The sequence below is a fragment of the Flavobacterium sp. JAS genome, assembly GCF_020991455.1.
Classification (GTDB): Bacteria; Bacteroidota; Bacteroidia; order Flavobacteriales; family Flavobacteriaceae; genus Flavobacterium.
Genome location: NZ_JAJMOX010000010.1, coordinates 49,524 through 69,684 on the forward strand (window position 1 = coordinate 49,524; position 20,161 = coordinate 69,684).

Genomic DNA, 20,161 nt, shown 5'->3' on the forward strand with positions numbered 1-20,161 from the left:
TGGGTATGTTACTGGTACTTTATGAATGTTTTGTATTACTAATTTAATGTTAATTTTTTTTGGGTTTTAAGTAGCTTTTTGGTCAGACTCTTGTTTTTTTGTTAATATCGAAGTGATTTTAAGTTAAAGAGTAAGGGGTTACTTTGTAAAAAAATAAAATTAAACATTAAAGTGAGATGAAAAGAATTATTTTACCCCTATTTATTCTTGGATCATTGATTACATCATGTAATAATGACTCTAAAGATCAGGATGAAACAAAAACAACAAGTGTTGTATTAAAAGACCAGTCTGTAACGCCAAGTTTATTGAAGGCAAAACCAGGTTTTGAAAATTTAAAAATTTATTCTCTTTTTGGCTCAGATGATGTTCTTATAGAGACTCCTAAATTTGTTTTTGGAGGTTCTGCTGACGGTTCGGGTTTATTAAAAAATACTAACGGAACTTTTACTTTTTTAGTAAATAATGAAGATAATTTTTCGGTTGCAAGAATTACATTAGACAAAACATTCAAACCTACTAAAGGGGAGTATTTGTTAAATTCTAGTGGAGGAACATGGAGACTTTGTGGTGCTACAATGGCTACGCCAGCTGAGCACGGTTTTGGCCCTGTTTATTTAACTTGTGGGGAATCTGGAGAAGAGTCCCGTACTCATGCTTTAGATCCTTACGGAGATGTAGGTTCTGCATCTGTATCTAAAGAATTATCTGGATTTGGTCGTTTAAGTGCTGAGAATGCATTGCCATTACGCTCTTCTGCTTACAAAGGTAAAACAGTAGTTGTAATTGGTGATGATGATTCTGGAACTTACGGAGGTCAGGTTTTTATGTATGTATCTAATACAGTTGGTGATTTAACTAACGGTTCTTTGTACATGCTAAAAAGAAACGATGATAACCAAAGAGAAAAAGATATGGAAGTTAGTAAAACTTATCCTGTATCTTTTGTGAAAATTGACAATCATACTACTTTAACAGGAGCACAAATCAATGCATCTGTAAATACTTTGAAAGCGATTAAATTTGGTCGTGTAGAAGATTTAGATTACCGTAAAGGTGGTGATGCTGCAGATCGTGAATTGTATTTTAATGCAACTGGACAAGCTATAAGCGGAACAAATGCTGATGGTTCAAGAACTAAATATGGTAGAGTTTACAGATTAAATCTTGATGCTGCTGACCCATTAAAAGGAACTCTTGAAGTTGTTCTTGACGGAGATAACCGCGCTGGAATTGCTGGTAAATTTCAAAACCCGGATAACATTTGTGTGACTAAAAACTACGTTTACGTTGAGGAAGATGCTAACGGATACGGGGATGAAACTCACGATGCTTATATCTATCAATACAATATTGCTACAAAAGAATTAAAAGTTGTTGTAGAATTAGATCACCGTCGTACTGCAACAGATGCTGCAAAATATAATGTAGGTGGAACATCTAAATTTGGAGATTGGGAATACGGTGCTTTAATCGATGTTTCTGAGCAAGTTGGTATTCCTGATACTTTTATGTTGAGCGTTCAGCCACATACTTGGACTGGTGCAAAATACAAAGGTGTTGATGGAGGAACTAACCGTCCGAATGAACAACAAGCAAGTCAAATCGTAGTTATTAAAGGTTTACCTAGATAAATTTTTAAAATAGTACAAAACAGCAATCCACTACTTCAGTTTGAGGTAGTGGTTTCTGTTTTTCTAAATATTCCTCTTTATAATCGGTATTAAATCATGAAAAAAATATATTGTTTGTTGTTCTTGGTAACATTTGTTGCTTGTCAGAAAAAAAACAAACATCAGGAAATCAATAAAATGTTTCAGGACGATATTACTTTATTGATCGAAAAAGTTGCCAAACTTAAATATTCGGTACAATCAGATTCCAGTGAAGCACAAATCCAGAGGCAATTTCTGGAAGCACATAAAAGTTACAAAAAGGTCGAAATGATAAGTGAGTATTACTTGCCGACAGTTTCTAAATCAATCAACGGACCTGCAATACCTGAGTTCGAAGAAAATGATAAAGTTACGGTTGCGCCTGAAGGTTTTCAGGTTATTGAGGAATTGGTTTTTCCGAAATATAACAAAGACACTAAAAAAGAATTGATTCAGGAATTAGGCGTTTTGTCAGCAAATTTAACTCGGTTAGAAAAAGTTTCAAGTTCGAATGAATTGACCGATGCGCACGTTTTTGATGCGATGCGATTAGAAGTCTATAGAATTATAACTTTAGGAATCACCGGTTTTGACTCGCCTGTGGTTCTAAATTCGCTTCCGGAAGCATTGGTTTCTTTAGAAACAATCGAAAAATATTATCAGGTTTATACTGAAAACACTTCAGTATCGAATGCGAAACAAGTACTTGCTGTTTTAGAAAAAGGAAAGAAGTATTTAAAAGCAAACACAAATTTCAACGCTTTTGATCGCGCTTATTTTATCAAAGAAATAGCGAATCCTTTAAGTAAAGGACTTTTTAAAACCCAGTCTGAATTAGGAATTCCGCTCATGAAAGAGCAAAGAGGTCTCAAAACAACATCTGAAACTTTATTTGACAAAGATGCTTTTGATGCTGAAGCTTTTTCGGGTTTCCCCGATTATGAAACAACGCCTGAAAAAATTGCTCTGGGCAAAAAGTTATTCAATGATCCAATCTTATCCGGAAACAATACGCGTTCTTGCGCTTCTTGTCATCATGATGATAAAGCTTTTACAGACGGATTAGAAAGAGCAGTTTCATTAGACGGAAAATCAATGATTCATCGCAATACGCCAACATTAAATAATATCGCTTTTCAGCGTGTGTTTTTTGCAGATTCCCGAGTAAGTTATCTCGAAGATCAGGCGGTAGCGGTTATTAAAAACGAAAATGAAATGCACGGCTCTTTGGAGAAATCAGCTTTAGCAATTCAAAAAAAGGCTGACTATGTAAAGGAATTCAAGAAAGCTTTTCCAAAAGGAGATATAAATGAATTTGCAATCAAAAATGCTTTGGCTTCTTATATTCGTTCGCTGAGTCATTACGATTCAAAATTTGATGGCTATATGCAAAACAAAACAGCGTTTACAGCAGATGAAAAAGCAGGATTTAATCTATTTGCAGGAAAAGCCAAATGTGCCACTTGCCATTTTATTCCGCTAACAAACGGAACTGTTCCGCCAAACTTTGACAGATCTGAAAGTGAGATTCTAGGTGTTCCGAATAAAAACAAAAAACTAGATGGTGATTTGGGCAAGTTTGTAATTACAGGAGCAGCTATTCATAAATATTCGTTCAAAACTCCAACCATCAGAAACATTGAACTTACAGCGCCGTATATGCATAATGGTGTTTATAAAACCTTAGAAGAAGTGATAGATTTCTATAATGAAGGTGGAGGTTTAGGCTTGGGATTCAATCTCGATAATCAAACATTGCCAGAAGACAAATTAAAATTATCAGATAAGGAGAAACAACAGCTTATTGCGTTTATGAAGACTTTGACGGATAGTAAGTATGTAGAAAATGTGCCAATTAGAAAATGAGTTAATTAGATAATTTTTTCGCCACGAATTTTCGCAAATTTTATTCGTGCTAATTCGTGAAATTCGTGGCAAAAAAACTTCAAAAATTCCCGTTGGTCAAAAGCCAAATGCAGTTCATCAAACTAATTTTAATAGCGTTTTAGGTTTGTGCTCCTTTGCATCAAATTAATAAAAACTATTATCATGAACATGTACAAATTAGTATTACTGACTACTATTTTCTTAGTAAGTTTGATTTCTTCAAAAGTTAATGCGCAATCTCCGCTTCCAATTCATGTGGGTATTAAAGGAGGTTCCAATTATTCAGAATTGCCGGTTACAGATGGCTTTAGTTCAAAATATGCCGTTGGTTATTTTGCCGGAGCGATGGCACGATTTGATTTTAAAAGATTCTATATTCAAAATGAGTTATTGTATAGCGAGAAATCTTCAAAAATTGAAAAGAGTTCATTATCAACTTCTAAAAATGCAAAATGGAGAAGTCTCGAAATGCCTTTGCTTATTGGTTATAAAGTAATTGATCTTTCGACTCTAAACGTGAGAGTTTTTGGAGGAGGAGTTTATTCGTATGTTCTTGATGAAAATATTTCGTCATTAAATCAGCTAAAAAACTCCTATAATAAATTTGACAAATCTAATATAAGTTATCAGGTTGGAGCAGGAGTTGAAATGTGGAAATTCACAATAGATTTCACTTATCAGGGCGGATTAAATAATGTCAGTAAAGAGTTTAATTCTAAAGTAAATTCCTTCAATATTGGCGTTGGATATTTTATTTTCTAATAATAATTTTACCGTCTAACCTTATATATACAGCAAAGAATCTTTTTGGTTCTTTGCTGTTTGTTTAGAAAATATAGGGTTATTTTTGAAAACAAAGATTTACATAATTTACTTACTCTTTTTTTGATGATTATAAAAAATAAAAATCGACACTGGATATTTTTAGTTTTTTTCTGGTTCATACTAGGTATTACGATTTGGGCGCAACTGATAGCCGATTATGGAATAATTTCGGCTATACGCCAGTCAGCTTTAATATTATTAAGTTCCATTGTTTTGGCGCATTTTCTTAGTGATGTGATGCTTCCTAAGGCATTACGCAAAAACAAAATGACATTATTTGCGGTACAGGCTTTTGCAGTAGTGCTGCTTTTGTCACTTTGCCTGGCTGTGATTTATGCCGTTTTCTCCGATTCGCGCACACGTAACCGATTATATCCGGAAGAAGCTAATATGGCTACTATTGAGTTTTTGTGGGCTCGGTTTTGTGGAAGTATTCCTGCTGCACTTTTGATTTGTGGCACCGCTTGCGGACTACGTTTTTATCAGGAACATAATATTATCGAAAGAAATCATGCTCAATTGCAGCAAGTTCATTTAGAGGCACAAATAAAAATACTGCAAGATCAGATTAATCCGCATTTGATGTTTAATGTGTTGAATCATATTCATATTTTGATGCAAAGCAATGTCGAATTAGCATCGGTATTATTAGTTCAGTTTTCGGATATTTTAAGGTATCAGTTGTATGAATGTAATAAAGAATATGTTCCGTTACATCTCGAAATTAAATATCTAAAAGATTTAATCGCTGTCGAAGAAACCCGTTGGGGAAATGAATTAGAAGTGAAAAGCAAATGGAATATCGAAGACGGACAGCTTCAGATTGCTCCACTGCTTTTGGTTCCGTTAATCGAAAATGCCTTTAAACACGTGTCAAGACTTCCAAATCAAAGAGGATATGTGCATTTGTCCTGTAAGCAAGTCAATAAACAATTGATTTTCGAAATAGAAAACTCTTATACAGAACAATATAAAATTCCATCAAAAAGTCAGGGATTAGGACTCGAAAACGTCAAAAAAAGACTGGCGATTCAATATTCAGAGAAGCACGAATTAAATATCAATAAAACAGATTCAGATTTTACAGTGAAAGTTGTTCTGGATTTGAAATAGAAGTTTTTTTTTGCTGGAGATTAGAATTGTTAAGAAGAAAGAAGCAAGAAGAAAGATTGGAGAAGCAAGAGTGAAGAATAAATCTGCTTAATCTGTAAAATCTGCGAGAAACCCTTTTTTAAACAATACACAAAACCTGAAACAAAGAAAACTTGAAACAAAAAAATTATGAACATGAAATGTCTCGTTATTGACGACGAACCAATTGCAAGAAACGGAATAGTAGATTTTGTTTCAAAAATTGATTTTTTGGAAGTGGTTGGTACTTGTGCTTCGGCATTACAAGCGACATCCTATATTCAGGATAAACAAATCGATTTGTTATTTCTGGATATCAATATGCCTTATTTGTCCGGATTAGAATTTTTAGAATCTCTGGATAATCCGCCATTGGTTATTTTTACTACAGCTTATTCAGAACATGCTTTAGACGGATATCGTTTGCAAGTGGTTGATTATTTGTTGAAACCAATTACGTTTCAGCGTTTTTACCAAGCCACTTTAAAAGCAAAACAATGGTATCAAATGATTTCTCCAAAACAAAATCAATTGGATCCGTTTCTTTATGTTCGTCAGGACGAAGGATTTCAAAAGATTTCATGGGTAGATATTTTATACATCGAAGGAATGCAGAATTATGCTAAGCTTCATTTTAAGGATAAAGTTTTGGTAATTCACCAAACCATGATTTCATTAGAAGAAACGCTTCCTGCAGAGATTTTCTTTAGAATTCATAAATCATTTCTGGTAAATATTACACATATTGATTCCGTTTCCGGCGGACGATTATTTGTAAAAGGACAAGAACTACCTATTTCAAGAACCCGCCGTGAGGCATTGTTGAAAGAGGTAGTCTATAAAAATCTATTAAGCCGATAGCTCTAGAATTGCCATTTTAGAGCTAAAGCGGCATAAAATGTAGTAGTGAATCTTGGATTTGCAAGATCCTTTTCTTTAAACATATTTCTTATTTTTCGGTCATTTGTCGAGAAAGAACGAGCCAAAGTAGATCCTGCTGTAGGTTCAAATGTCCAGTGTTTGCCAAATTTTAGCTGAGGTCTTAAACCTGCAACAATTTGTTGATATCCCAATAACATAGATTTGTTTGCCGGGTTTATCTCGGCAGTCATTCCGCTGATTTCGACAACCGTTTTAAGATCTAATCTATCAGACACTCTGTAGCCTAATTCTAAACCTTCCGGAAAAGCAACTTTAAAGTGTAAAGCGCCTTTAGATTCCCAATTGAAATAAATTCCAGGAAGCACCATCGGAACACCAAAACTATTGGTTAAAACCGGTCCGAAACCAAAAGCCAAATTCGGATTAAATTGTTTGATAAAAAGTACACCACCTTGTATAAGAACATCGTCTTTATTGATTTCGACCATATCTGTATAAACGCCCACAGAAGCCATTACTAATATGGACCAGGAAGGAGAAATTGATCTTAAGTGTTTGACTCCAATTTGTGCATTTAAAAGCTCGTCGGGAAAACCATTAGGCAATTCTAGAGGAAGCGATGGCACATCATAATTCTTATTCTCCATTTTGGCATAACTTCCCTGAAGCATAATCGACCAAAGCTTTGGATGGTTGTATTTGTCCATTTTCATGGAAAGCGGAATTTCTACAGAAAGCTGAGCTCTTTTAAAATTACTTTTAGCATCAGTTTTGGAGCTGTCAATTGGTCGGACATAATTTGAAAACGGAACATAATCTGCTTTGAATTCGCCAGAGATACTAGATTGTGATCTTGCAGAAAATGTAACCAATAGAAAAAGAAATAGTTGCGATAGATAAAAAACTGTTTTGTTCATGATTTTGATTAATTTTTCTGCGAAGTACAATGTTCTTCATTAATCTAAAAAAATCATTTGACGACTGGTTCTTATCTTTTGACCAACTGCATAAAATAACGAAACCCGACAGACTATGCGATCTATCGGGTTTGTTACCAAAAACAAAAAAATAAATTAAACCTTTACTTTTATAAATCAAAACCATAGGCTAAACGTAAAGCCACTTGGTTGGTTTTGAATTTGTTATAGTCCTCGTAACGGACACTAATATCAATGTATTTGTTGGCGTATCCAATTCCTGGTGCCCATAAAAAAGTGGTGTCATTATAACCGTTTGTAACGGCAAAACCAGCACCAACTTCACCTAAAACATAGAATTGATCTTCCCAGATAAAAGCTTTAAAACCCGCTTTTGCAGGAATAAATCCAAGATCTTTTACATCAACTCCATTTTCATCTTTTCCCATAAACAAATTAGTAAAACCAGTTGTTAAGGTTAGCGAAGTTCTTTTTGATAAATCGTATTGTAAACGAACATCTCCACCCAAAGACCAGTCATAAGCATTGTCGGTTGGTAAACCACCATTAAGCCCAAATCCTAATCTGAAGCCTTGTTCGTATTGTTTGATTTCGCCTTCAGTTTTGGTTAGCGTTGTAGTAGTAGCGTCTTGAGCAAACGTGGTATTGGCGTATAAAAAAGCGAAAGTCGCTAGGCAGAACATTTTTAGATTTCTCATGACAATTTATTTTGAATTTATAATGTTGTAAAAATAATAGCTAGATCTCAGGGCGTTGTTATAGAATTTTTTGAAATTGTTATATAATACCGAGGTTCCCTAAAAATTGACTTAATATTTGCTTATGTTTTTAATATTATCAAAGAATCCAAAGCTTCTGACTATCTTTGCCGACAAAAAGAATAGAAGTGAATTTAAAGCAGTACACCAAAGAGTTTTCATACAATTTAAGATTAGCATACCCTATTATATTAGGAATGGTCGGGCATACTTTAATAGGCATTGTAGATAATATAATGGTAGGTAAATTAGGAAGTACTGAACTTGCGGCAGTTTCATTAGGAAACAGTATGATTTTTATTGCCATGTCGTTAGGAATTGGTTTCTCGACAGCAATTACCCCAATTGTCGCCGAAGGTGATGCCGAAAAAAATGATTCTAAAATTCGTTCAGCATTTCATCATGGTTTGTTTTTGTGTATTATTTTAGGATTATTACTTTTTGGAATAATTGTTCTGGCAAAGCCAATAATGGAATTGCTGCAACAACCAGCCGACGTAATTGCGCTTGCAAAACCATACCTTGACTGGGTTGCTTTCTCCTTGATTCCGCTAATTATGTATCAGGGATACAAACAATTTGCAGACGGAATGTCGATGACAAAATATTCGATGTATGCCATGGTTATGGCAAATGTGCTGCACGTTGGGATTAATTATATGCTGATTTACGGAATCTGGATTTTTCCAAAAATGGGAATTGTTGGAGCAGCATTAGGAACCGTAATTTCAAGAATATTTCTAGTAATGTTTATGCATATCATGCTTTCAAGAAGAAATGATTTGAAACAATATTTCAAGAACTTCAGTTTTGATGAAATTAAAAAAGAAACCATAAAAAAAATTATAAGTATTGGTTTTCCATCGGCAATGCAGATGCTTTTTGAAGTAGTATTGTTTACAGCATCAATTTGGCTTTGTGGTAATATTGGTAAAACGAGTCAGGCGGCTAACCAAATTGCGTTGAGTTTGGCTTCGATGACCTTTATGTTTGCGATGGGATTAAGCGTAACTTCTATGATTAGAGTTAGTAACCAAAGAGGATTAAAGGATTATAAAAACTTAATTATTGTAGCCCGTTCTATTTTTTTACTGGCAATTATAATCGAAACTGTTTTTGCCATTCTATTTGTGGCTTTCCATGAATTTTTGCCTCATATCTTTTTGAATATGGAAAATAGCGGACAGCTTCTGGATAATAGCGAGGTAATAAGTATTGCATCAAAATTACTTTTAATAGCAGCAGTTTTCCAGATTTCTGATGGAATTCAGGTTGTTGTTCTTGGAGCTTTACGTGGTTTGCAGGATGTCAAAATTCCAATGTACATAACATTTGTGGCCTATTGGATAATTGGTTTTCCAATCTCTTATTACTTAGCCGAATATACAGATTTGAAAGCACAAGGAGTTTGGATAGGACTTTTGGGAGGATTAACTTCTGCAGCGATATTTTTGTACATTCGTTTTCATTTCCTAACCAAAAAATTAATCAAAAATTCAGATTCAAATAGTTAAATTTGAACCTTATAAAATAAAAAAATTGCCAATCCAAATAACTATCGGGATTGGCAAAAAAACAATAACAAATACATAAATAAAAATGGAATTACCTAAATTTTTACTCGGAGATAATACTGATTTTCCAGAAGATATTTTTATCATTCACCTTGATTACCCAAGATTTATAATCAACTTAAAAGATGATGAGGTTGAGTTTATGGAAGAAGCAGAAGATCTTGATGAAGCCGAATTAAATACCGAAATGGAAGGCTTAATTGAACAGGCTAATGAATTTTACGACAGAGAAATAAAACGTTACGAAGAGTAGAGAAGCACAGCAGTACGTCTCTATAATAAGAGCATGCGTCTTTAAATTATGCGTTTCAACCAAAAAACAGTTTAAATCTTTCTAATGAAAAAATTAAGTTTTTTAAAACCCATTTTCAATTTTATAGCAATTGGATTGCTAATAACTACTTTAAGCCGAATCTTTTTATTTTTTATTTTTAAAGAGAGAGTAGTAGAAACACCAAATTTCTGGTATATTTTTCCAATCGGTCTTCGAATGGATTTAATTTTACTTTGTTATTTATCATTTCTACCCGCAGTTTTAATTACGTTTCTACCTAATAAAGCGCTAAAATTCACCAACAAGTTTCTGGTAATTTATAGCTTTTTATTTTTGTTTCTGATTCTTTTTGTAGAATTGGCAACACCAGATTTTGTAAAACAATACGATACACGCCCAAATAAGATATTTTTAGATTATCTTATATATCCAAAAGAAGTTGTGGGAATGCTTTTAAAAAGTTACCTGACTTCGATCATTGTGACATTCTTAATTTTAGGAGTTGTTCTGTATTTTGCTTTCAAAAAAGGAAAAAAATATTTTTATACTACAAGTACGGAGTATAAATTCAAATTAATGATTTTTCCATTAGTTGCTTTCTTGTTGTTTTTTGGAGCACGTTCAAGTCTTACTTCAAAGCGTCCAATTAATGCCAGTAATGCAGTTTTCTCTACAGATCAGTTAACAAATACTTTGGGATTAAATTCATTTTATACCGTCGCTTTTGCAGCTTACTCGATTAAAAATGAAGGAAACACCAAAATGTACGGTAAAATGGATGAAGCCGAAGCAATTGCTCGTGTAAAAAAATACATGATTGCCGGTCCAAATGATTTTACAGATGCTGAAATTCCGTTTCTACATGTACAACAACCAGATACAGTAGTGAAAAAGCCATATAATTTGGTAATTTTTCTACAAGAAAGTTTAGGTGCTGAATACGTTGGGATTTTAGGTGGAAAACCATTAACACCGGAATTTGATAAATTATCAAAAGAAGGTTTATTGTTCACCAATTTATATTGCACAGGAACAAGAAGTGTCCGCGGAATTGAAGCGGTTGTAACCGGATTTTTGCCTTCACCATCTGAAAGTGTCGTAAAGTTAGGAAACTCGCAACAAGGATTTTTTACACTTGCCGATGCTTTAAAACAAAAAGGATATGACACTAGTTTTATCTACGGTGGAATGGCGAATTTTGATAATATGGCTTCGTTTTTCAACGGAAATGGTTTTCAGGATATTGTAGATCAGGAAGATTTTGAATCTGATGGGGGCAAATATGCTTTCAAAGGAACATGGGGTTATTCAGATGAAGATTTGGTGACAAAAGCAAACAATTATTTTAAAGCTAAGGGCGATAAACCTTTCTTCTCTTTAATGTTTTCGACTTCTAATCACGAGCCTTTTGAATATCCGGAAGGAAGAATCAAACTTTTCGACAAGAAGCCTGCAACGGTAAATAATGCCATGAAATATGCAGATTTCTCTATCGGAAAATTCTTTGAAATGGCTAAGAAAGAACCTTATTTCAAAAATACAATTTTCATCGTAATTGCAGATCATAACACAAGAACGTACGGAAAGAATTTAGTGCCAATTAATAAGTTTCATATTCCAGCTTTGATAATGGGACCAGGAGTTCCAAAAGGAGTTTCATACAGCAAATTGGCAAGTCAAATTGATATTCCGCCAACATTGTTAGGATACTTAGGACTTTCATTTGAAACGCCAATGGTGGGAAGAAATCTAAATAAACTAGATCCAAAAACGCAAGGAAGATCGATTATGCAGTTTAATGATATCAATGCATTCCGTGTGGAAAATCAAGTTGTAATCATGCAACCCAATTTGAAACCTTTGCAATTCGAAATCAAAAATGATACGACTTTAATTCCTGTAAAATTAAATGAAGAATTAGCTAAAGATGCTTTGGCACATGTAATTACAGCAGGAAATTTATATAAAGAGAATAAATATAAGTTAAGGAAGAAATAGGTTCAGAGGAACAAAGGGACAAAGGTTCAAAGAGACAGAGTGTAAAACCTTTGTTGCTTTGAACCTTTGCTACTTTGAACCTTTAGAAAAATACAATTTTAATAAATTTTGAGCAGCTGCAAAAGGTGATATTTCATCATTTTGCACTGCTTTTTTGTTTTGTTCTAATTGTGAAATGATCTCGGGCTGATTGTAGAAATTCAGTTTCAATTGTTCGTTTATGGTTTCCATCATCCAAAATTGATTCTGATCTTTTCGTTTTTCGATAAAGAAGCCAGTCTCATTGGTCATTTCGATATAAGATGAAATAGTATCCCAAATTTCGGAGATTCCATCTTTGGTGATGGCGCTGCAAGTCGTAACTTTTGGCTGCCAATTTGATTTTTTTGGAGGAAATAAATGCAAAGCTCTATTAAATTCCAGTTTCGCCTGATTTGCTTTTTTGATATTGTCACCATCAGCTTTGTTGATAACAATAGCATCGGCCATTTCCATAATACCGCGTTTGATGCCTTGAAGTTCATCACCTGCACCGGAAATTTTTAGAAGCAAGAAAAAGTCAACCATACTGTGAACAGCAGTTTCACTTTGTCCCACGCCAACAGTTTCGATAATAATAGTATCAAATCCTGCCGCTTCGCATAAAATAATTGATTCGCGTGTTTTACGGGCTACACCGCCCAAAGTATCTCCGGAAGCACTTGGTCTTATAAAAGCATTTTCGTCTTTTACGAGTTCTTCCATACGGGTTTTATCGCCCAAAATACTTCCGTGCGAAAGTGAACTACTCGGGTCGACCGCTAAAACCGCTACTTTTTTACCTAAGTTCGTCAGGAAACTTCCAAAAGCTTCAATAAAAGTACTTTTCCCAACGCCGGGAACGCCCGTAATTCCTATTCGGACAGATTTGTTGGCGTGAGGCAAACAGCCGTTAATAACCTCATTTGCTTTTGAGGCATGTTCCGGATTTGTACTTTCAACCAAAGTAATAGCGCGACTCAGTGCCGTTCTATTTCCTTCTAAAATTCCATTGATTAATTCCGTTGAAGAGGGTTGTTGTCTTCTGTTTTTTTTAATTTGACGAATAGCAAAAACATTGGTGATTTCAGGAGGTGAAATTCCGGCTTTTTCTTGTAAGCTGCTTGATTGTTTTTTTGAACTTGACAAAATATACTTTTTGGTACTGTAAAAGTACAGAAAACAAAAACAGTTTCAAAAAGTTAGTTTGCCACGAATTGCACGAATTTTCACTAATTAAATATTCGATTGAATATTTGCTAAGCATAATTAGCATAAAGAAATTAGTAAAAATTCGTGTAATTCGTGGCTATAAAACAAATTAATAAGCCGCAGTAAAACGAACTTGATGGTGTTTTGCATTTTCTGCTTCATCAGCGATAACAACTGCTAAATCTTGTACAGATAAAATACTTCTTTGTTCGTCATTAAAAACTGGGTTTTCAAGACCTAAACGGTATTTTCCTGTTCTTCCTGTTGTAATACCCGGATGCATTTCGAAAGCCGGACTGAAAAATGCCCAATCTAAATCTTTTTCTTCTTTCAAGATATTCAAATAATCTCTTGCTGCAGTTGCGCCAGCGTGATATTCTTTTGGAAAATCTGGAGTATCAACCGCTTGTAAACCTGGAGCTACAAATAAACTTCCGGCACCGCCAATTGTGATAAAACGTTTTACACCAGATTTCTTAACCGCTTCCTGAATTGCTTTTGATCCTGCAATGAAATCATCGTAAATGTTAGGATTCGTCCAACCAGAATTATAGGCATTGATTACAACATCATTTCCTTTTAAAATTTCAGACAACGCGTCAACATTAAAAATGTCAGCACTTTTCCAAGTTACATTTGAGGTATCTTTTGGGTTTCTTGCAATAGCAGTAATGTCATGATTTCTGTTTGCTAACTCGTTTAAAATGGCTGAGCCAACAAATCCGGTTGCTCCAATGATTGCGATTTTCATAGTATATAATTTTAATTAGTAATAAAAAATGTTACAGTTTTGTGTAAAAAAATAGTATTAGAATTGATTAGAAAAATCTTCCAGAGAGATTCCTTCTAATTGTAAACTAACTTTTTGATTCATCTCAGCATATAAAGAACTTAAATTTTGATTGATTTTCTTTCCAACAGGACAATCAGGATTAGGCTGATTTTTTGCATACCCTAAGTTAATGGTTTCAAAGGTCATTTCAAATATTTCTTTTAATGTGATTTTCGAAGGATCGATCGACAGTTTTGTTCCGCCATTTTTTCCTTCTTTGCTTTCTACAATATGATGCGATTTTAAGTTGGCAATTTCTTTTCGAACCAATACGGGATTCAAATTGATACTCCCAGCAATATACTCAGATGACAAAAAATCATTTGGGTATTTGGTGAGTAAAGTCAAAATGTGAATCGTTATGGCAAATTTACCTGAAATCATACTGTAATAAAATATATTACAAATGTAATACGTTTTATCAAATAAAAAAAGTTTTAACTAAAATTTAATTTAAATAGGAGGCAAGATAAAATGGGAAGTTGTGCACATCATTCGTTTGAACAATGTGCATTCCCAAGATTGACTATTTGATTTTTGATTGATTCCTGATCGAAGAGTAATAAACCCAAAGTATAAAAAGAAGCTGTAGCGGTATTCTAAACCATAGATACGAGATGCCTTTACCGCTATAATCGGCAGTTTTTAAATTTATATTGTGGTATGCGGCATAAATATTAGCGGGAAGCAGCACTATAAAAAATAAAATAAGTAGTTTGCCTGTAAGCAATGTCATTTTTGGTATCAAGAGCCCTGCCGCTGCTGCCAGTTCTATAACTCCAGTAATGTATACAATTAAGATAGGCGAAGGCAAAAAAGAGATCATCATTGCCATTCCTTTGGCAAATGCAAAATGACCAATCGCCGTAAATACAAGCATGGCTGCCATAGCAATTCTACTAGCCTGTGAAATTTCAAATCTTTTAGTTATTAGTTTTACAATAAGCAACGCACTTGCAAAAACTCCGAATAAAATAATTAAGGTTTCCATATCTTTTTTTTATGCAAAGTTGCACCCTAAAGAAACTTAAAACAATGAACCTGGGTTAATAAATACGTTTTCTTATTCTGCTCAAAGCTTGTGGAGTAATGCCAATATAAGAAGCGAGGTATTTTTGAGGAATCTTTTGAATCAATTGTGGCTGTTCTGTAAAGAGATTGCGATAGCGTTGCTCAGCAGAATCGTTAAGGAGCGAAAGTTCTCGTTTGGTTTTTTTTAGAAATAAGTCTTCACTTGCAAGACGTCCAATAGTATTACCAATTTTTGTTTCGGCATAAATATACTGAAGATCGCTATAAGATATGCGCCAAAGTACCGTGTCAGCAAGAGTTTCAATGATATAATTTGCGGGCAATCTTGTAATAAAGGAATCATAGCCGCTCGCAAATTCTCCATCAAATACAAATGTAAAAGTAAGATCGCTATCTTCACCGGGAATAAAATATCGAACTAATCCTTTCTCTACAAACGAAAGATAGTTTTCGACCTGACCTGTTTCAAGTATTGGTGTTTTCTTTGAAAATTCCTGGCGTATTAGCTTTGATGAAAAAGTATTCCATTCTTCATTCGAAAGTTTTGCCATTCGCTCAAAATTATCTCGTATTAACTGCATTGATTTTTTTTAAATTATATATGTGCCAATCAAGAGTTGAAAGTATTCAAATTGTGCCGTTAGGTACTAAATATTGGTAGTCATATCGGTTCGAAATTCGTTGGCGTGCCGTAGGTACGCAACAAAATGATATCTATTGCGTACCTACGGCACGCTAAACTTATTCCAATTTATGTTTTCTACCAATATTTAGTACCTAACGGCACATTTCAACTCTTGATTAGCATTACACATTAAAAGTAGCAAAAAACTTAAATAAGCGGTATGATTTTTTTTAGGCAACAACTTATAAATGTCTATTTTTGTGACTACTCAACGATATGAACAACTTTATTTTAATATTTTTCTTCCTTGCATTAGGTTTGCTTTTACAAAGAGTAAAAAGCTTTCCAACTAATATTTATAAAGTTTTAAATAAAATTGTAGTCTACTTTTGCTTACCTGCAATTACCTTGTATCATATTCCGAAAATAAAATGGAGCAATGAATTATTGTTTCCAATTGCTTCTGGTTGGATCTGTTTTATTTTGGCTTGTATCTTTTTTCATTTCTTAGGAAGAAGATTTGGCTGGTCCAACAAACTTATTGGATGTCTGATTTTAACCGCCGGATTAAGCAACAGCTCTTTCCTGGGATATCCTATAATCGAAGCTTTGTTTGGAAAAAAAGGTTTAGAAACGGCCGTTTTGGTTGATCAGCCCGGAACTTTTGTTGTGGTTTCTACTTTGGGAGTTTTTGTGGCAGCTTTTTATTCAAAAGGAAGTCCAAATGCATTGAGTATTATTAAAAAAGTATTGCTTTTTCCGCCTTTCCTCACCTTTGTTGTGGCGTGTTTAATGAATGTTACAGACTATCAGTTTGATATTACTATTCAATCGGTTTTATTAACGATAGGAAGTTTGGTGACACCTTTGGCATTACTTTCAGTAGGATTGCAACTTCAATTTGATAGAAGAAGCCAACATTGGAAATTTCTGCGATTGGGACTTTTCTTTAAGTTAATTCTTAGTCCTCTGATAATTTTTGTTTTGTATGTCTTTATTTTTAACCAACATTCTGAAGCTATAAAAGTAACTTTGATTGAAGTTGCTATGGCTCCAATGATTACAGGCGCAATTTTGGCTTCAACCTATGGATTAAAACCCAGATTGAGCAGTATGATGATCGGTTTCGGAATCCCAATTTCGTTTTTAACGATTGCTATTTGGTATCTGATTCTTAGTTTTGTTTAAAATATTCGGATTAATTTTAATTTATTTATATAAAATTGACCGAAAAAGTAGAGTTTCGGTTTTTTTAACTTTTTTTATGAAAATCTATGGTTTCCTTGTTCATTTTTTAAGTAATTTTAGAGGAACTAAAAAAAATAAATTATGTCAACATTAAGATTAGGTGATATAGCTCCGGATTTTCATGCAGAAACCACCGAAGGGCCAGTCAATTTTCACGAATGGTTAGGTAATTCATGGGGAGTTTTATTCTCGCATCCATCAGATTTTACGCCTGTTTGTACAACTGAATTAGGAACGGTTGCAAATTATCTTCCGGAATTTACAAAAAGAAATACAAAGGTTATTGCCTTAAGTGTCGATGGTTTAGAGTCGCATTTAGAATGGATTAAAGACATTAATGAAACTCAAAATACCACGGTTAATTTTCCGATAATTGCCGACGAGGATAAAAAAATAGCGACTTTATACGATATGTTGCACCCAAATGCAAGCGATAAATTCACCGTTCGTTCTGTGTTTGTAATTGGTGCCGATAAAAAAATAAAATTGACATTAACGTATCCGGCTTCAACAGGAAGAAATTTTGATGAATTGCTTCGTGTTATCGATAGTTTACAATTAACAGCAAATTATAGCGTAGCAACTCCCGCAAACTGGAAAGACGGCGAAGATGTAGTAATTACGCCAGCAGTTCCGGACAGTGATATTCCTGCTAAATTCCCAAAAGGACACACGCCAATAAAACCATATTTGCGCATGACACCGCAACCTAATAAATAAGTCTCTAAGTTTCTAAGATGCTAAGTTTAAATCTTAGTACCTTAGAAACTTAGTGCCTTAGTAGCTTAAGCTAAGCTATTTTCATCAACTCAGTCATTTGTTTTTTATTGCCAACAACCCAGATAATATCATTTTTTTCTAAAATCAAATGCGATTCCGGGTTTAAGATACGATTACCATTTCTTTCAAGTCCCACGACAAGTCCGCCGGTTTTTCCTCTAAATTGACCAATACTTTTTTTCGTAAATTCCTCATGAGAAATTTCTAACTGTCTCAATACAATATCAGATTCTTCTACCGCTTTAGGTGCTTCTATTTCGTTTTGATTCAGATATTTATTGAACTCAGTAACCTGAGCATCCGTACCAATTACACAAATCTCATCACCGGGAAATAAGCGCTCATTTTTAGTTGGAATTGGGATTGTGACATCACCTCGTTTTATATAAGCGATATTGATTCCCATTAATTCTCTAATACGTAATTCGGCTAAGGTTTTACCTGCCAGGTTTGATTCTTTTCCAATATCAAAAAATGACATGTGACCGTCCCAAGGCATTAAATTAGCATATCTTCGGTCAATTTTTTTATTTTCACGATCATTCAAATTCTTCAGGAAATGACTTTCAATTTTATGATATTGCTCATTTAATCTCTTAGGGAATATTTGATACACTGTAATAGCGATAATCAAAGCTATAAAAGCAATTAAAGGAGAGAAGAAAATATTCAGTAAAAATCCAATAAAAAATAAACCAAGGCTCATTCTAATTAAAATAAGCATTAATAATGCGCCACGATATTTACGTTCTGCCCACAAAGTATTGACTTCTTCTACGGCAACTCGTCTAAGCGAAAGTGCCCATAAAAACGGAGCAATTATAACTACGGTAATAAGAGCAGCCAAAGTGTTTCCAAATCTTGTATCTTCAACTAAAGGAGCGACAAATTTTGCCGATAATAAAATAATGGCAGTTATAATAATAGTGTGTAATATGATCTGAATAAGATAGGCATTCAGCACTTTTTGCCAAATACTTACCGATTTTATCGCTTGTGCATTTAAACTATAACGGTTGATATTTTTGACCCATTTTTTAGGAAGTTTTTGTTCCAGAAAATGAGAAAACGGCACAGCGTATTTCACCATAAACGGCGTCGTAAAAGTAGTTATAGCCGAGACTGCCACAACAACAGGATATAAAAACGAACTGGTTACATTTAGAGTCATTCCCAGTGTAGCAATAATAAATGAAAACTCTCCGATTTGCGACAAACTCATTCCTGTTTGCACGGATTGTTTTAAAGGCTGACCTGCCAATAGTGCACCAATAGTAGAACTCACAGATTGCCCAATAATAGTCACAAATGTCAAAATAGCAACTGGTAAGGCATGTGTATACAACATTTTTGGATCAATAAGCATCCCAACAGATACGAAGAAAATTGCGCCAAATAAATCTTTTACTGGTTTTATTAAATGTTCAATATGTTCTGCCTGTGTAGTTTCGGCAATAATAGAACCCATGATAAAAGCTCCTAAAGCCGGAGAAAAACCAACATTTGAAGCAAAACTTACCATCGTTAAACATAGTGCAAGAGAAATAATCAGCAACATTTCGTCAGTCAGTAAATGTTTGGCTTTTTTAAGGAGCGTCGGGATAAAAAAGATTCCACCAACAAACCAGGCAGTTAGAAAAAATACCAGTTTTAAAACAGACATCATTAATTCGCTTCCTGAAAATTGCTGACTTACCGCAATTGTCGAAAGCAAAACCATCATTAAAATAGCTACAAGATCTTGGACAATTAATGATCCAATTACAATTCCGGCAAATTTTTGTGCTTTTACGCCAAGTTCGTCAAAGGTTTTTAGAATAATTGTAGTAGAAGAAATCGATAAAATAACGCCCAAAAAGATACTATCCATTTGTCCCCAATCCATCCATCGACCAACCAGATAACCCAATATAACCATTGTAATAATTTGGGTAATTGCCGTTATGGAGGCAGTTCCGCCCACTTTCATCAGTTTTTTAAAACTAAATTCGAGCCCTAAACTAAACAGCAAAATGATCACACCAATTTCTGCCCAAACTTCAACACTTTTCATCTCTGTAATAGTTGGAAAAAAATCAAAATGATTTCCTGCCAAAAATCCCGCAATTAAATACCCTAAAACCAAGGGTTGTTTAATTAATTTAAATAATAAAACGGCAATTCCGGCAGTCATCAGGATTAATCCCAAATCACTGATCAAAGGTTGTAAATGGTGTGTAGTTGTAGCAGCGGCGTTTAAGGAAATCATAAAGTGGTATATTTTTGTTCAGGAGCTAATCCAGCTTTCCATTTCAAGCTTTTACTCAAAAAAGCTATTTTTAATGCAGTTTCAGGAGCTTCCTTTGGTCGCTCTGTTCCTGCAAAAAAATATGCTTTTTTGAGTAAAAAGCTTTTCATTTCAAATGTAATTCACTGAACTCCTATAAAAATAAAAGTTAAGTGAAGTAATCTGGGCTAAAACCCTAACAAGATTTATAAATAAAAAAAGCTAT

At 34.1% G+C, this 20,161-nt stretch carries 19 protein-coding genes; 10 read left to right on the forward strand and 9 right to left on the reverse strand.

Going from position 1 to position 20,161, the window contains the following annotated elements:
• Positions 1–176 precede the first annotated feature (176 nt).
• The 5 genes from LPB88_RS15915 (at position 177) to LPB88_RS15935 (ending at position 6,359) form a co-directional block, all read left to right on the forward strand.
• Entirely contained in the window at positions 177–1,634 is a 1,458-nt protein-coding gene (locus LPB88_RS15915) for a hypothetical protein (RefSeq protein ID WP_230716641.1), read from the forward strand.
• Between the two features lie 96 nt (positions 1,635–1,730).
• The gene (locus tag LPB88_RS15920; protein ID WP_230716642.1) at positions 1,731–3,521 is read left to right on the forward strand and encodes a cytochrome-c peroxidase; all 1,791 of its coding nucleotides are present in this window, start codon (positions 1,731–1,733) and stop codon (positions 3,519–3,521) included.
• 183 nt (positions 3,522–3,704) lie between these two features.
• Positions 3,705–4,304 carry a porin family protein gene (locus tag LPB88_RS15925; protein WP_230716643.1) on the forward strand — a complete coding sequence of 200 codons (600 nt, stop codon included), beginning with the start codon at positions 3,705–3,707 and terminating at the stop codon, positions 4,302–4,304.
• Between the two features lie 126 nt (positions 4,305–4,430).
• Positions 4,431–5,480 carry a sensor histidine kinase gene (locus tag LPB88_RS15930; protein WP_230716644.1) on the forward strand — a complete coding sequence of 350 codons (1,050 nt, stop codon included), beginning with the start codon at positions 4,431–4,433 and terminating at the stop codon, positions 5,478–5,480.
• Between the two features lie 168 nt (positions 5,481–5,648).
• On the forward strand, positions 5,649–6,359 hold the full coding sequence (locus tag LPB88_RS15935) for a LytR/AlgR family response regulator transcription factor (protein WP_370635852.1): 711 nt from the start codon (positions 5,649–5,651) through the stop codon (positions 6,357–6,359).
• A 2-nt stretch (positions 6,360–6,361) separates the two neighbouring features.
• Here the strand turns inward: LPB88_RS15935 and LPB88_RS15940 are convergent, their stop codons facing one another.
• Both LPB88_RS15940 and LPB88_RS15945 read right to left on the reverse strand, forming a co-directional pair.
• The gene (locus tag LPB88_RS15940) at positions 6,362–7,297 is read right to left on the reverse strand and encodes a DUF6268 family outer membrane beta-barrel protein (RefSeq protein WP_230716646.1); all 936 of its coding nucleotides are present in this window, start codon (positions 7,295–7,297) and stop codon (positions 6,362–6,364) included.
• Positions 7,298–7,467: 170 nt separating this feature from the next.
• Positions 7,468–8,016, reverse strand: coding sequence for a hypothetical protein (locus LPB88_RS15945; protein WP_230716647.1), 549 nt, complete (start codon positions 8,014–8,016; stop codon positions 7,468–7,470).
• A 188-nt stretch (positions 8,017–8,204) separates the two neighbouring features.
• On the opposite strand from LPB88_RS15945, the gene LPB88_RS15950 reads away from it, so the two are divergent.
• From LPB88_RS15950 to LPB88_RS15960, 3 genes are all read left to right on the forward strand, one after another.
• Positions 8,205–9,590 (forward strand): MATE family efflux transporter, encoded by a 1,386-nt coding sequence (locus LPB88_RS15950; RefSeq protein ID WP_230716648.1) that lies wholly within the window; start codon positions 8,205–8,207, stop codon positions 9,588–9,590.
• An 85-nt stretch (positions 9,591–9,675) separates the two neighbouring features.
• A complete protein-coding gene (locus LPB88_RS15955; RefSeq protein WP_230716649.1) occupies positions 9,676–9,903 on the forward strand; it encodes a hypothetical protein in 228 nt (75 codons plus the stop codon).
• An 84-nt stretch (positions 9,904–9,987) separates the two neighbouring features.
• Complete coding sequence (locus LPB88_RS15960; protein WP_230716650.1) at positions 9,988–11,922, forward strand: LTA synthase family protein; 1,935 nt, start codon at positions 9,988–9,990, stop codon at positions 11,920–11,922.
• A 69-nt stretch (positions 11,923–11,991) separates the two neighbouring features.
• On the opposite strand, the gene meaB is transcribed toward LPB88_RS15960, so the two are convergent.
• The 5 genes from meaB to LPB88_RS15985 form a co-directional block, all read right to left on the reverse strand.
• Positions 11,992–13,089: a methylmalonyl Co-A mutase-associated GTPase MeaB gene (meaB, locus tag LPB88_RS15965; protein ID WP_230716651.1), complete on the reverse strand. Its 1,098-nt coding sequence runs from the start codon at positions 13,087–13,089 to the stop codon at positions 11,992–11,994.
• Positions 13,090–13,261: 172 nt separating this feature from the next.
• Positions 13,262–13,903 (reverse strand): NAD(P)-dependent oxidoreductase, encoded by a 642-nt coding sequence (locus LPB88_RS15970; RefSeq protein WP_230716652.1) that lies wholly within the window; start codon positions 13,901–13,903, stop codon positions 13,262–13,264.
• 57 nt (positions 13,904–13,960) lie between these two features.
• Positions 13,961–14,368, reverse strand: a complete 408-nt coding sequence (locus LPB88_RS15975; protein ID WP_230716653.1) for an Rrf2 family transcriptional regulator — start codon at positions 14,366–14,368, stop codon at positions 13,961–13,963.
• A gap of 142 nt (positions 14,369–14,510) precedes the next feature.
• Positions 14,511–14,975 carry a hypothetical protein gene (locus tag LPB88_RS15980; RefSeq protein ID WP_230716654.1) on the reverse strand — a complete coding sequence of 155 codons (465 nt, stop codon included), beginning with the start codon at positions 14,973–14,975 and terminating at the stop codon, positions 14,511–14,513.
• A 55-nt stretch (positions 14,976–15,030) separates the two neighbouring features.
• Complete coding sequence (locus LPB88_RS15985) at positions 15,031–15,597, reverse strand: Crp/Fnr family transcriptional regulator (protein WP_230716655.1); 567 nt, start codon at positions 15,595–15,597, stop codon at positions 15,031–15,033.
• A 320-nt stretch (positions 15,598–15,917) separates the two neighbouring features.
• Between LPB88_RS15985 and LPB88_RS15990 the strand changes: the two genes are divergently transcribed.
• Positions 15,918–16,829: an AEC family transporter gene (locus tag LPB88_RS15990; protein WP_230716656.1), complete on the forward strand. Its 912-nt coding sequence runs from the start codon at positions 15,918–15,920 to the stop codon at positions 16,827–16,829.
• Between the two features lie 141 nt (positions 16,830–16,970).
• On the forward strand, positions 16,971–17,609 hold the full coding sequence (locus LPB88_RS15995; RefSeq protein WP_230716657.1) for a peroxiredoxin: 639 nt from the start codon (positions 16,971–16,973) through the stop codon (positions 17,607–17,609).
• Between the two features lie 70 nt (positions 17,610–17,679).
• On the opposite strand, the gene LPB88_RS16000 is transcribed toward LPB88_RS15995, so the two are convergent.
• Together LPB88_RS16000 and LPB88_RS16005 are read right to left on the reverse strand one after the other, a co-directional pair.
• On the reverse strand, positions 17,680–19,917 hold the full coding sequence (locus LPB88_RS16000; protein WP_230716658.1) for a cation:proton antiporter: 2,238 nt from the start codon (positions 19,915–19,917) through the stop codon (positions 17,680–17,682).
• Positions 19,914–20,066: a hypothetical protein gene (locus tag LPB88_RS16005; RefSeq protein WP_230716659.1), complete on the reverse strand. Its 153-nt coding sequence runs from the start codon at positions 20,064–20,066 to the stop codon at positions 19,914–19,916. The genes LPB88_RS16000 and LPB88_RS16005 overlap by 4 nt, the downstream gene beginning before the upstream one ends.
• Positions 20,067–20,161: the final 95 nt, after the last annotated feature.

What these genes read in the sequence shown, in the direction of transcription:
- LPB88_RS16005 (WP_230716659.1), bottom strand. Translation starts at nt 20,066, where the DNA reads ATGAAAAGCTTTTTACTCAAAAAAGCATATTTTTTTGCAGGAACAGAG.
- LPB88_RS15985 (WP_230716655.1), bottom strand. Translation starts at nt 15,597, where the DNA reads ATGCAGTTAATACGAGATAATTTTGAGCGAATGGCAAAACTTTCGAAT.
- LPB88_RS15990 (WP_230716656.1), top strand. Translation starts at nt 15,918, where the DNA reads ATGAACAACTTTATTTTAATATTTTTCTTCCTTGCATTAGGTTTGCTT.
- LPB88_RS15940 (WP_230716646.1), bottom strand. Translation starts at nt 7,297, where the DNA reads ATGAACAAAACAGTTTTTTATCTATCGCAACTATTTCTTTTTCTATTG.
- LPB88_RS15915 (WP_230716641.1), top strand. Translation starts at nt 177, where the DNA reads ATGAAAAGAATTATTTTACCCCTATTTATTCTTGGATCATTGATTACA.
- LPB88_RS15975 (WP_230716653.1), bottom strand. Translation starts at nt 14,368, where the DNA reads ATGATTTCAGGTAAATTTGCCATAACGATTCACATTTTGACTTTACTC.
- LPB88_RS15955 (WP_230716649.1), top strand. Translation starts at nt 9,676, where the DNA reads ATGGAATTACCTAAATTTTTACTCGGAGATAATACTGATTTTCCAGAA.
- LPB88_RS15935 (WP_370635852.1), top strand. Translation starts at nt 5,649, where the DNA reads ATGAACATGAAATGTCTCGTTATTGACGACGAACCAATTGCAAGAAAC.
- LPB88_RS15930 (WP_230716644.1), top strand. Translation starts at nt 4,431, where the DNA reads ATGATTATAAAAAATAAAAATCGACACTGGATATTTTTAGTTTTTTTC.
- LPB88_RS15960 (WP_230716650.1), top strand. Translation starts at nt 9,988, where the DNA reads ATGAAAAAATTAAGTTTTTTAAAACCCATTTTCAATTTTATAGCAATT.
- LPB88_RS16000 (WP_230716658.1), bottom strand. Translation starts at nt 19,917, where the DNA reads ATGATTTCCTTAAACGCCGCTGCTACAACTACACACCATTTACAACCT.
- LPB88_RS15995 (WP_230716657.1), top strand. Translation starts at nt 16,971, where the DNA reads ATGTCAACATTAAGATTAGGTGATATAGCTCCGGATTTTCATGCAGAA.
- LPB88_RS15980 (WP_230716654.1), bottom strand. Translation starts at nt 14,975, where the DNA reads ATGGAAACCTTAATTATTTTATTCGGAGTTTTTGCAAGTGCGTTGCTT.
- LPB88_RS15945 (WP_230716647.1), bottom strand. Translation starts at nt 8,016, where the DNA reads ATGAGAAATCTAAAAATGTTCTGCCTAGCGACTTTCGCTTTTTTATAC.
- LPB88_RS15925 (WP_230716643.1), top strand. Translation starts at nt 3,705, where the DNA reads ATGAACATGTACAAATTAGTATTACTGACTACTATTTTCTTAGTAAGT.
- LPB88_RS15970 (WP_230716652.1), bottom strand. Translation starts at nt 13,903, where the DNA reads ATGAAAATCGCAATCATTGGAGCAACCGGATTTGTTGGCTCAGCCATT.
- LPB88_RS15920 (WP_230716642.1), top strand. Translation starts at nt 1,731, where the DNA reads ATGAAAAAAATATATTGTTTGTTGTTCTTGGTAACATTTGTTGCTTGT.